At 62.7% G+C, this 11,705-nt stretch carries 9 protein-coding genes; 4 read left to right on the top strand and 5 right to left on the bottom strand.

Features of this window, described 5'->3' with window-relative positions:
* From VMR39_RS26665 to ppk2, 4 genes are all read left to right on the top strand, one after another.
* A partial coding sequence (locus VMR39_RS26665) for a flagellar basal body L-ring protein FlgH (RefSeq protein WP_325420928.1) occupies window positions 1–312 on the top strand: 312 nt, incomplete at its 5' end.
* A 258-nt stretch (window positions 313–570) separates the two neighbouring features.
* Window positions 571–1,410, top strand: a complete 840-nt coding sequence (locus VMR39_RS26660; protein ID WP_325420926.1) for a flagellin — start codon at window positions 571–573, stop codon at window positions 1,408–1,410.
* Window positions 1,411–1,594: 184 nt separating this feature from the next.
* Entirely contained in the window at window positions 1,595–3,439 is a 1,845-nt protein-coding gene (locus tag VMR39_RS26655) for a methyl-accepting chemotaxis protein (RefSeq protein WP_325420925.1), read from the top strand.
* A 140-nt stretch (window positions 3,440–3,579) separates the two neighbouring features.
* Window positions 3,580–4,506 (top strand): polyphosphate kinase 2, encoded by a 927-nt coding sequence (ppk2, locus tag VMR39_RS26650; protein ID WP_325420923.1) that lies wholly within the window; start codon window positions 3,580–3,582, stop codon window positions 4,504–4,506.
* 8 nt (window positions 4,507–4,514) lie between these two features.
* On the opposite strand, the gene VMR39_RS26645 is transcribed toward ppk2, so the two are convergent.
* From VMR39_RS26645 to VMR39_RS26625, 5 genes are all read right to left on the bottom strand, one after another.
* The gene (locus tag VMR39_RS26645; RefSeq protein WP_325420921.1) at window positions 4,515–5,489 is read right to left on the bottom strand and encodes a CorA family divalent cation transporter; all 975 of its coding nucleotides are present in this window, start codon (window positions 5,487–5,489) and stop codon (window positions 4,515–4,517) included.
* 44 nt (window positions 5,490–5,533) lie between these two features.
* A complete protein-coding gene (locus VMR39_RS26640; RefSeq protein WP_325420919.1) occupies window positions 5,534–7,135 on the bottom strand; it encodes an inorganic phosphate transporter in 1,602 nt (533 codons plus the stop codon).
* 116 nt (window positions 7,136–7,251) lie between these two features.
* Window positions 7,252–8,187 (bottom strand): diguanylate cyclase, encoded by a 936-nt coding sequence (locus VMR39_RS26635; protein ID WP_325420916.1) that lies wholly within the window; start codon window positions 8,185–8,187, stop codon window positions 7,252–7,254.
* Between the two features lie 15 nt (window positions 8,188–8,202).
* A complete protein-coding gene (locus tag VMR39_RS26630) occupies window positions 8,203–11,112 on the bottom strand; it encodes a hybrid sensor histidine kinase/response regulator (RefSeq protein ID WP_325420914.1) in 2,910 nt (969 codons plus the stop codon).
* Window positions 11,109–11,453, bottom strand: a complete 345-nt coding sequence (locus VMR39_RS26625) for a hypothetical protein (RefSeq protein ID WP_325420912.1) — start codon at window positions 11,451–11,453, stop codon at window positions 11,109–11,111. Before VMR39_RS26625 ends, VMR39_RS26630 begins: the two co-directional genes overlap by 4 nt.
* Window positions 11,454–11,705 lie beyond the last annotated feature (252 nt).

Below are 11,705 nucleotides of genomic sequence, written 5' to 3'. Positions count from 1 at the left end.
TCGAGCGCGGTCGGCGCCGGCAGGACATCGCGAACCGAGCAGATCAACATGACGATGGCGGCATCAGTCGTGGATGTTCTGCCTAACGGCAATCTGCTGATCCGGGGACGCCAGGAAGTACGCGTCAATTATGAACTGCGCGAACTGGTCGTCACCGGTACCATCCGGCCGGAGGATATTTCGCGCGACAACAGTATCCGCCACAGCCAGATCGCCGATGCCCGCATCAGCTATGGCGGGCGCGGCCAGTTGACCGACGCGCAGCAGGCCCGCTGGGGACAGCAGATCTACGACGCGCTGTTTCCCTTCTGATCCTGACAGGCTTGCTCGCCCCATGACTGCACGCATGGGGACGTTGCAGATCGGCCCGTATTCGCCAACCGGCGGATGCGGGCCTTTTCTTTGGCCTCGACGGCACTCCTCCAAATAAAAATCGCAGGCAGAAACGGTCATCCCGAAACTGTTCCTAGAATGAAGCATGACCCGCAGAAATCGGGTCATGCGGGTGGCAGCGTTCTCCTGCCACGGGCCGCAGAAGTCGGCCTCAAACATTCTAGAAGGAATGAAGTAATGGCGTTTTCGGTTAACACCAATGCTGGTGCAATGGCGGCTCTCCAGAGCCTGAACGCGACCAACAGCAAGATGGATGTCACGCAGAGCCGTATCAACACCGGTCTGGCCGTTGGCTCGACCAAGGATGACTCGGCCAAGTACACGATCGCACAGACTCTCCGGGGCGACCTGGGCGGCCTGAACGCGGTGAGTTCCTCGCTCAACAACGCGAAGAGCGTCACCGACACCGCGATCGCGGGTGCAGAGCAGGTTTCCGACATTCTGAACCAGATGAAGTCGAAGGCCTATGAGGCGGCTGACGCCGGCCTCGATACCGATAGCCGTGCGGCGATCGACAAGGACTTCACCGCTCTGAAGGAACAGATCACCACGATCATCGAATCGTCGGAATTCAACAACACCAACCTGCTGGATTCGACCTTCACCGGCACGACCTCCGTCGCCGCTCTCCAGTCGCTGAAGGTCGCCACCGGCACCGACACGCTGGACGTTGCGAACCAGGCGTTCGACACGTCGGTGGACACCGCAATCGGCACCGGTGGCATCAACTCGCAGGCCACCGCTGAAACGATGGTCGGCACGCTGGACACCGTGATCACCGCCGTGAACACCAGCCTCAGCGACCTCGGCGCCGCATCGCGCAAGATCGAGGGTCAGTTGAGCTTCACCAGCAAGCTGTCCGACGTGGTGACGACCGGTATCGGTAACCTCGTCGACGCCGACCTGGCGAAGGAATCGGCGAACCTTCAGGCCCTGCAGGTCCAGCAGCAGCTGGGCGTCCAGGCCCTGTCGATCGCCAACCAGGCGCCGCAGACGATCCTGTCGCTGTTCCGTTAAGGCACAGCCGGCCCTTCCGCCCCCCAATCAGAAGGGCCGATCGTCCGGGAGAGGCCGGGATGGTTCGCCATCCCGGCCTTTTTCCTGCGCGTCTGGCGGACCGCATTCGCCCGCTACCGCCCTGTCCTGTTTTCTCCCCGCCGGTGGCCCGTCCGGGTGCCGGCCTCCATCAAATGGAATGACCATGTTGGCTTTTCTCGATAGCTGGCGGTTGCCCAGAAAATTGCTGGCCGCCTTCACCATCATCGGGCTTCTGCTCGGCTTCGTCGCTTATGACGACTTTTCCTCCACCAACACGATGAGCGCCATTGCCAAGGACCAGTCCGAAAAGGGCTTTGCCGGCATGTCGGAACTGACCGACGTGATCAGCAACGTCAAGGAACTGCGCATCCTGGTTTACAGCTTCTACAATGTCGCCAGCGCGAAAGAGGAAGTCAGCCTGAACCAGCGGCTGGAAAAGGCGAGCGACAGCCTGAATACGGCGCTGCGCAACTTCAAGGCGCTCGGCCTGACGGAACTGGATGGCGACGTCCAGACGCTGGAACAGCGGATCACCGCGCTGATCGACGTGAATGAGGAAATCTACGCCAAGCGCACCAGCGGCGACCTGCCCGGCACGATGGCGCTGCTGAAGGGCGATGGCCGGGTCCGTTCGCACGCGACGATCCAGCAGACCAACCTGCTCATCAAGAAGATGCGCAAGAATTCGGACAAGATTGCCGCCGATGCCGCCGCCAAGGCCGACTTTGCCCTGAAATTCACCGTTGCGCTGGGCGCGATCGGCATCGCCGTCATCATCGGCATCTGGCTGATGATCGACCGTTCCGTCACCCGTCCGATGGGCCGCATCACCGCCGTCACGACGACGCTTGCCGAAGGCGGCAAGGCCGACGTGCCCTATCGCGACCGCAAGGACGAAATTGGTGAGATCGCCGGCGCCCTCGACCATTTCCGCGCCGCCGCCGAAGCCCGATCGGAAGCCGACGCCCGCGCCGCCGCCGAACAACGCGTCGTCACCAGTTCGCTGCGCGATAGCCTGTCCGCGATGACCGAGGGCGATCTCAGCCGATCGATCAACACGGAATTCCCGCCCGCCTATGGCGAACTGAAGACCAACTTCAACGCCGCCCTCGGTTCACTGCGCGAACTGATCGGCGCGGTCGCCGAAAGCGCCGTCGCCATCCGCACCGGATCGGGCGAAATCGCCCAGGCATCCGAAGACCTTGCCCGCCGCACCGAGAGCAATGCCGCGAGCCTGGAGGAAACCTCCGCCGCGATCACCCAGATGGACGACCGCCTGCGCGCCACCGCCGCCGCCGCCGGCCGCACCGTGCAGCGCGCCGATGGCGCGATGGCAGTGGTCGATTCCGGCCGCAGCGTCGCCGACGAAGCAGTGCAGGCCATGGGCCGCGTCAGCGAAAGCGCCAAGGGCATCGACAGCGTGATCGAGGGCTTGGACAAGATCGCGTTCCAGACCCGCGTGCTTGCGATGAACGCCGCCGTCGAGGCGGGCCGTGCGGGCGATGCCGGTCGTGGCTTTGCCGTCGTCGCCGACCTCGTCTCCGCACTCGCCATGCGCTCGGAAGAAGAGGCCAAGCGCGCCCGCGAACAGCTGACCGCGACCCAGACCGATATCGGCACCGCCGTCGAGGCCGTGCAGAAGGTCGACGGCGCGTTGCAGAATATCTCGGCCGACGTGTCGCAGGTCCATACGCTGCTGAGCGAGATCGCGACCGACAATCAGGCCCAGTCCTCGACTATCACGCAGATCAGCGCGGCGATCGGCACGATGGACCAGGCGACGCAGCAGAATGCCGCGATGGTGGAGGAAACCTCGGCCGCCGCGCGCAACCTGAGCAGCGAAGTGACCGCTCTGGCCGATCGCGCGTCGATGTTCAGCATCGGCGACACGCCAGGCCGCGCGGCGCCCGCCGCCCGGTCGACCCCGGTCAGCTTCGCGCCGACCGCGACCAGCGCGCCCAAGCCGATAAGCGCACGGGCCACAGCGGACGACTGGCTCGATTTCTGAGCGCAAAGATGGAAAGGAGGCTCGGGGCAATCTCCGGGCCTCTTTTTTTGGCGACCCGCGCATCGAAACCGGCTGCGATCGTCAACGCCTTGTCATGCAGCGGTGGCAGGCAGGGACGAAACTCCCCGGAGATATGCGCCATGACCCGTTCGCCGCCCGTCGCTTCCGCCTTCGACATAGACAGGATCAAGGAAGAGATCGCCGACAGCTTCGATGAGGAGCTGGAGATGGAGATTGACGAGAGCCGGCTGGAGGAAATGTTCCAGGATCTGGCCGGGCATCCCGATCGCGAACAGCTGGACCGGCGCACCTATTTCCGCGAGCTGTTCCAGCTTCAGCATGAGCTGGTCCGGTTGCAGGACTGGGTCGTTCACAAGGGGCTGAAGGTCGTCGTGATCTTCGAGGGCCGCGATTCCGCCGGCAAGGGCGGCGCGATCAAGCGGATCACCCAGCGGCTCAATCCGCGCGTCTGTCGGGTAGCCGCCTTGCCTGCCCCCAATGAACGGGAGCGCACCCAATGGTATTTCCAGCGCTATGCCGCACACCTGCCGGCAGCTGGCGAGATCGTGCTGTTCGATCGCAGCTGGTATAACCGCGCCGGCGTGGAGCGGGTGATGGGTTTTTGCACGGAGGAGGATGTCGAGGAATTCTTCCGCTCCGTTCCCGAGTTCGAGCGAATGCTGGTGCGGTCGGGCATCGTCCTCGTCAAATATTGGTTTTCGATCACCGATGAGGAACAGCAGTTCCGTTTCAACATGCGCATCCATGATCCGTTGAAGCAGTGGAAGCTGTCGCCGATGGACGTGGAATCGCGCCGCCGCTGGGAAGATTATACCCGCGCCAAGGAAACGATGCTGGAACGTACCCATATCCCCGAGGCGCCATGGTGGGTGGTGGAAGCCGTCGACAAGAAGAAGGCACGGCTCAACTGTATCGCGCATCTGCTGGCGCAGATCCCCTATGATGATGTTCCCAAGGACGCCGTGGTCCTTCCGGATCGCGAGCGACATGACGACTATATCCGCAGCCCGATCCCCGCCGACATGCATGTGCCCACCCGATACTGACGTGCCGGTCAGCGCCGCATGAAGCCCATCCAGCGCAGCAGGAAATAGGTGGCGGCCGCAGCGCCCGTCGCCAGCAGCGCGGCGTGCAACGTACCATAGGGACCGTCGGCCAGAGGCAGGCCGCCGGTGTTCATGCCGAAAATGCCGGTCACGAGCGTCGCGGGCAGCATCAGCGCTGTCACGATCGAGAGAATATAGAGATTCTGGTTGGTCCGCTGGGACTCCTGAATGTCCAGTTCCTCGCGCAGCAGCCGTAGTTGCGACTGCGCGCCCAATATGTCGGCGTCGAGCGACTGGAGGCTCTGCGCCAGTTTCTCGACGCTGGGGCGCAGGATATCAGGCAGTTCATCATCCTGCTCCAGACGCTGGAACACGCCGCGCATACCGGAGAGCAAACGATGGATCTGGGCCAGCCGGCGGCGGATGCCGATCAGGTCGCGGGCGGTGGGCGGATGATGGCCGTCCAGAAAGGCGTCCTCTGTCTGCTGGACATCGGCGCTCAATGTCCGGCTGATATCGGCGATATTGTCGCCGATCGCATTGACCAGCAATTCCAGCGCCTGGGGCGGACCGATGGCTATCGCGGCGCGCGTCAGCCGGCTCTTGGCGATATCGGCCGAGCGCAGGGGATGGAGCCGACATGTCAGCATCAGTCGGGGCATCAGCGCCAGCCTTAGCGCGCCGACGCGGGCAGTGTCCGCGACGTCGAAGTCGCGTTCGAAATCATGAAAGACGCAACCGATCGTGTCGCCTTCGACCAATGCCCGCTGGTGCGTTTCCGGTGCAAGCAGCAGGTCGCGGACGGCAACGGGCAATATTTCCTGCTCCCGAATCCAGCGCTGGGTGCCATGATCGGCCAGATTGAGATGCAGCCAGCGAAAGCTGGCCTCGCCCGATATGTCGCATCGATCGACGGGGGACACTTCGCCCCCGCCAAAGTCCAGGCCCCAGACGAGACCAGGCCCCAGGCCGCTGAACGGCATGGGGCCTGCATCATGCTGGTGTCCGGGCGCGGTGCCCATCGCGCCTAGACGATCTGAGAGAAGAACATATAAAGCGCACCCGCCAGCAGGATCGACACCGGCAGCGTCAGCACCCAGGCCATCAGCAGGTTGCGGATCGTGCTCATCTGAAGGCCCGACCGGTTCGCGGCCATGGTCCCGGCGACGCCCGAAGACAGAACATGAGTCGTCGACACCGGAAGGCCGAGATGATCCGCGCCGAAGATCGTCCCCATCGCCACCAGTTCTGCCGAGGCACCCTGCGCATAGGTGAGGTGCGACTTGCCGATCTTTTCCCCGACGGTCACGACGATCCGCTTCCAACCGACCATGGTGCCAAGGCCGAGCGCGAAGGCGACGGCGATCTTCACCCAGGTGGGAATGAAGCGGGTGCCAGCGTCCAGAGATCCTTTGTAAGCCGTGAGCGTTTCCCCGGCTTCGTCGGACAGGTTGGCGGATTTTTCCTTGCCCATGCGCTTGATCGCTTCGGACGCCAGATACATGTCGTTGCGGATATTGCCCACGGCGGCGGCCGGAACCTTTGACAGCGAGCCATATTCGGCGACCTGATGATCGACATCCCGGACCAGCACACCGAGCGCGGGTACGGTCGCAGGCGACAGGTTCTTGTCGGCGATATAGCGCGTCACCTCTTTCCGGGCCTGGGCCGGGTCGCCGCCGGTGGCCGCCGTCTGGCCAAGCGCACCGACCGCGGCGATCGAGTTCGCGTGAAATTCCTGTGTATACTGCGCCGGCACAGCGCGATTGAGCGCATAGGCGGTCGGTACGGTGCCGATCAGGATCAACATGATGAGACCCATGCCCTTCTGACCATCGTTCGACCCATGGGCGAAGCTGACGCCGGTGCAGGTGAAGATCAGCAGGAGACGGATCCAGAATGGCGGCGGCAAGCCGTCCTTCGGCTCTTCGTAAAGCGCCTTGTTGCGGATCAGCAGCTTCATCGCGAGAAATAGCAGCGCGGCGACGCCAAAGCCGATCAGCGGCGAAAAGAGCAGCGCCTGGCCGATTTCCGTCGCCTTGCTCCAGTCGACCCCCGCCGTGCCGCTCTTGCCATGCATCATCGCGTTGGCGACGCCGACGCCGATGATCGACCCGATCAGCGTGTGCGAACTGGAAGAGGGAATACCCAGCCACCAGGTCGCGAGGTTCCAGAGGATCGCGGCGATCAGCAGCGCGAACACCATCGCGAAGCCGGCATTGGATCCTACCTGCAGAATGAGTTCCACCGGCAGCAGCGACACGATGCCGAACGCGACTGCGCCGGTCGACAACAATACGCCGAGAAAGTTGAAGAAACCGGACCAGACAACCGCGACATTGGCCGGCATCGCGTTGGTGTAGATGACGGTTGCGACCGCATTGGCCGTGTCGTGGAAGCCGTTCACGAACTCGAAGCCCAGCGCGATCAGCAGGGCGATGAACAGCAGCGCGAAGGGCAGATAGGTGGTCGGTTCGACCCCCACGGCGGTGGCATCGCTATAGACGCTGTAGGCGACGTAAAGCAGCGCCGCCAATATCGCCGCGAAAAAACCTACCTGGCCGGCAAGACCAAGTCCCTTGTCCAGATCAGGGCGCTGGACTTCCTCTATCGCCAGTGTCGCACTCATCGAATCGCCCCTTGGAATGTCTTTCCGATCTGTTGCTAGACCCGGTTAATGACAGGGCGATGGCAGCTATTGCGTGAGGTTACTGGGGCCGGACCGGGAAGATATGCAGATGCGCGTCACTCCGCGGCGGGGATCTGTTGCTGTTTGCGATCGAACTGCCCCATCGATATCCGGTTCCGGCCCTGCCGCTTGCTGGCATAGAGTTGCTGATCGGCTTGGGATATCCAGCCTTCCGCCGACATGCCGGACCCGCAGCGAGCACTGGCGACGCCGATGCTGACGGTGATGAAAGGACTGACCTGCGAAAGTTCGTGCGGGATATTGAGCGACTGAACCTGAAGCAGGATTTCCTGCGCTACCAGTTCTGCTTCCAGGGTGTCGGTGCCTGGAAGAATACAGGCGAATTCCTCTCCACCATAGCGGGCAGAAAGATCTCCCGCCCGCTTGACCGCTCGCGTCAGGGCAGCCGCGACCATCATGATGCAGCGGTCGCCAGCCGGGTGCCCGTAGGTATCGTTGAACTGTTTGAAAAAATCGATGTCCAGCATGATGACTGACAACCATTCGCCGGTCCGGGCGAGCCGGGCGACTTCCGTTTGCAGGGACCGTTCGAGATAGCGGCGATTGCTGAGGCCCGTCAGCGCATCCGTCACCGCCATCGTCGCCAGCTGGTCGCGCAGGCGTTTCAGTTCGACATGGTTGCCGACGCGCGCGCGCAGGATGACGGGCTGGATAGGCTTGGTCACATAATCGATCGCGCCGAGCGACAGGCCGCGCATTTCGTCTTCCGTATCGCCGAGACCGGTCGTGAAGATGACCGGGATATCGGCCAGCAACGGGTCCGACTTGAGCCGGCGACAGACTTCGAACCCATCGATGCCGGGCATCAGTACATCGAGCAGGACAAGGTCCGGCTGGGCCGCGCGCGCCACGTCCAGCGCCTGCTGCCCTGACGTAGCGAAGCACACGTCATAATCATCCTCCAGCACGGCATTCATGATCTCGATATTGGATATTTCGTCGTCGACGATCAGAATCGTGGCTTTGGTCATGGCAATATCCCCGCACTAGAGCAGATTCCGATCCGATTGCATCGGCTCGGCTGCTCCAGATCTTTGTTCTGCCGCGTTTTCCGGGTCAGCAGGTGATTCCACCTGCTTGGAAGACGCTCTAGCGCCCGGCTCGGCGACGTCGGCGTCGATCAGGGCGAGCGCCGTCTCATAATCCAGCCTTTCCAGCGCCTGATGCACCGGATGGCGGGCGCGCATGTCATCCGGCAAACCGAGCGCCTCGGCGAAGCGATGGAAGCTGGCGCGGGCGCCGAGGCTGCGACGGCGGAGCAGTTCGCGCAATTCGTCGCGGGCCAGTGTCGCCGCTTCACTGTTGGCGATCAGGCTGCGCACCGGGGCAGCATCCGATTGACCGACAGTCAGACTGCGCGCTGCCGCGATGGCAGGCGTGATCGCCTGAACCAGCTGTTCGACAGCCGCTCGCGCTGCTTCGGTTTCGTTCGCGGCCAGCATCCGTTCGATATCGGCCGCAATCGCCTGCACTGCGGCCAGTTCGAGCGATCCCGCCACGCCCTTCAGGCTGTGCGCCACGCGCCGGGCATCCGACAGCAACCCGGTCGACATATAGACGCGCATGTCCTGCGCTACCCCGGCATAGGTTTCGCCGAAGGTGACGATCAGCTTGCGCAGCAGCGTGGCCTTGCCATTCACACGGACCAGCGCGGCCGGAAGGTCGAACGGCGGCAAGGCATCCGGCAGGATCGCATCGATCGCTTTTGGCTCGGGCGGAGCCTGCGGTGCTTGCAGCGAGGGCGGCGCCTTCAGCCAGCGGTCGAGCGTCTGCATCAGCGTCGCCGGATCGACCGGCTTGGCGACATGGTCGTTCATGCCGGCATCCAGGCAGCGCTGTTTCTCCTCCTCATAGGCATGGGCGGTCATGGCAATGATCGGCAGGCGATCGGCGGACCAGTTTTGCCGGATTATCCGGGTAGCTGTGATGCCGTCCATTTCAGGCATCTGCACGTCCATCAGGACGGCGGCGTAACCATGGCCCTTCGTCCGCACCATGTCGCAGGCGATCCGGCCATTCCCGGCGCAGTCGACGACCAGTCCTGCGTCGCCCAGCAATTCGACGGCGATTTCGCGGTTGATCTCGTTATCCTCCGCCAGAAGAACCTGGAGGCCGCGCAGCTGCGGCGCGACGACGGGTAGCGCGACCGGCGCCGGCGCGACGGGCGCGAAGGGCGCATCCTCCAGTCGGAAAAGGTCGATGATCGTGTCGAGCAGCGCCTTGGGAACGACTGGCTTGGTGAGGAAGGCGGCCACGTCGCCGTCCTGGACGTTCCGGACGAACTCTTCCGCGCCATAGGCGGTCACGATCAGCGTCTTGGGCCGTGCGCCCCTGTAGTCCGCACGTCGCATCGCCTCGACCGTTTCCATGCCGTCCATGCCCGGCATCTTCCAGTCGAGCAGCACCAGATCATAGGGCCTGCCACCTTCGTCGGCGGCCGCAACCGCGGCCAGCGCCTCGTCCCCCGACGCGACCAGATCGACATTCATCCCCCAGCCCGCGAATACATCATGCATGATCTGCCTTGACGCCGGGTTGTCGTCCGCCGCCAGCACATGCAGCCGCCCGACATGATCGGGCACGGCGGTTTCGCGCGCGACAGCTTCCTCTTCCCGCATCATGATGATCCGGCAGGTGAAGACGCTACCCTCACCCAACACGCTGTCGACACGGATCGATCCTCCCATCTGCTCAACGATCTGGCGACAGATGGCAAGTCCGAGGCCGGTGCCGCCGAAGCGGCGTGTGGTCGAACTGTCGGCCTGGGTGAAGGAATGGAAAAGGGAATGTTGCTGCGCGGGCGTCATGCCGATGCCCGTGTCACGAACCGTCAACTCAAGCTCCACCTCACCATCATGCTCGTCCAGCATAGTGATACCGATGGTGACAGTGCCTTCTTCCGAAAACTTGACAGCGTTGCTCAGCAGGTTGAGCGCGACCTGGCCGAAGCGCATCTCATCGCCCACCAGCCGTTCGGGCACGTCGAGGGCGATCCGCGAAACCAGCTTCACCCGCTTCCCCTCGGCCGCATCGGCGACCAGGTGCAACTGGTTCTCTATCGCGCGGCGCAGGCTGAAAGGATGGGATTCGAGCGACAGCTTCCCCGCCTCATTCTTCGAGAAATCGAGTATGTCGTTGATCAGGCGCAACAGCGCCTGGCCGGCATGGTTTATCTTGCCGATATAATCCTTCTGCTTGGGTTCAAGGTCCGTACGCAGGACGAGATGGCAGAAGCCGAGGATCGCGTTCATCGGCGTGCGGATTTCATGGCTCATATTGGCCAGGAACAGGCTCTTGGCCTTGCTTGCCTCTTCCGCTTCGCGGGTGCGCCCCTCGAGCGCGACATTCTTGGCCAATATCTCCTCGCCCATGCGCTGGTTGCGCTGGAAACTTTCTGCCAGCTTGTCACTCAGCCACACCAATACCGTGGTCTGGAAGGCAACGATGCCGGCATGGAGCAGCACTCGTTCCAGATTGCCTTGCGCCGGGAAGACCGCTTGGGGCAGCAGGTAGAGCAGCAGAAGATGATGCAGGGCAATGGCCGCCGCCGCCGCCAGTATCGCACGCTTGTCGCACCAGGCTATGGTCAGCGCCAGCATGGCAAAGAAGTACATGTGCATGTCCATCTGCCAGGCCTGGCCTCGCATGAGGAACAGCAGGGTGGCCGGCTCGCCCATCAGGGCGATCGCGGACAGATATCGGGTAGCTGGCGCGATCCCTTGGCGCCGCCAGGTCAAATGATAAGACGCCGCCAGAACGGCTCCCGCCAAGGCCGCGCCGGTTACGGAACGCCCCGTCATCATCGCTACAGCGCCTAGCAGCAGTACATGCACCCAGAAAAGCGGCAGCAGGAAACGACCGAAATGGAAGCGCACCTGGTCCAGTTCGTTGGTCATGTTGCTTGTCCTCGAAAGGATGGATCAAGACACCCACCGCGATCAGGCGCCGCAATGACGAGCCAGGCGCCGGCTTTCCGCAAAGAGGCGACGAAATCGGGTTGGTTTGATCCTGCGATGACGATGTTTGGAAAACCACCGGCCTGCACGAGCCGGCCGTCGGCCTCACGGACCAGATTGATGGTGTCCGACAGGCTGGCGTCAGGCGGCGCAATAACGAGATAGCGCCCGCTTTCGCGCCCGTCGAGAAGCGTGGCCGTGGCAAGACCCGACAGGCCAGCCATCAGCAGCAATGCTGCCGGAAGATAGGGGACGAGACCATGCGTCGATTCTGCGGACACGCGTGTGTCCTCGGCGGAACTAGCCGTCCGGCGCTCAAAAATGAAGAACCGCCCCCATGTCATGCGACGACCATTTAACGAATGAGGTTATATTTTTCTTAATCCTGTCGAGCTTCAGGATAAAATATCGCTCATTCAAATGTGCATGCATGAAAATTCAATGGCTTGACGGAGGAATTTTTTAGACAGTGGACAGTGGGCGTGGGGCGAACTGCGCATCCAATTGCGCAATTCCAGATAACCTGTTGGTGC

The organism is Sphingobium sp., assembly GCF_035511395.1.
GTDB lineage: Bacteria > Pseudomonadota > Alphaproteobacteria > Sphingomonadales > Sphingomonadaceae > Sphingobium.
Note: the sequence above shows the minus strand (reverse complement) of the source record. Positions and strands in the feature narration are given on the sequence as shown.

What these genes read in the sequence shown, in the direction of transcription:
- ppk2 (WP_325420923.1), top strand. Translation starts at nt 3,580, where the DNA reads ATGACCCGTTCGCCGCCCGTCGCTTCCGCCTTCGACATAGACAGGATC.
- VMR39_RS26635 (WP_325420916.1), bottom strand. Translation starts at nt 8,187, where the DNA reads ATGACCAAAGCCACGATTCTGATCGTCGACGACGAAATATCCAATATC.
- VMR39_RS26640 (WP_325420919.1), bottom strand. Translation starts at nt 7,135, where the DNA reads ATGAGTGCGACACTGGCGATAGAGGAAGTCCAGCGCCCTGATCTGGAC.
- VMR39_RS26655 (WP_325420925.1), top strand. Translation starts at nt 1,595, where the DNA reads ATGTTGGCTTTTCTCGATAGCTGGCGGTTGCCCAGAAAATTGCTGGCC.
- VMR39_RS26660 (WP_325420926.1), top strand. Translation starts at nt 571, where the DNA reads ATGGCGTTTTCGGTTAACACCAATGCTGGTGCAATGGCGGCTCTCCAG.
- VMR39_RS26630 (WP_325420914.1), bottom strand. Translation starts at nt 11,112, where the DNA reads ATGACCAACGAACTGGACCAGGTGCGCTTCCATTTCGGTCGTTTCCTG.
- VMR39_RS26645 (WP_325420921.1), bottom strand. Translation starts at nt 5,489, where the DNA reads ATGCCGTTCAGCGGCCTGGGGCCTGGTCTCGTCTGGGGCCTGGACTTT.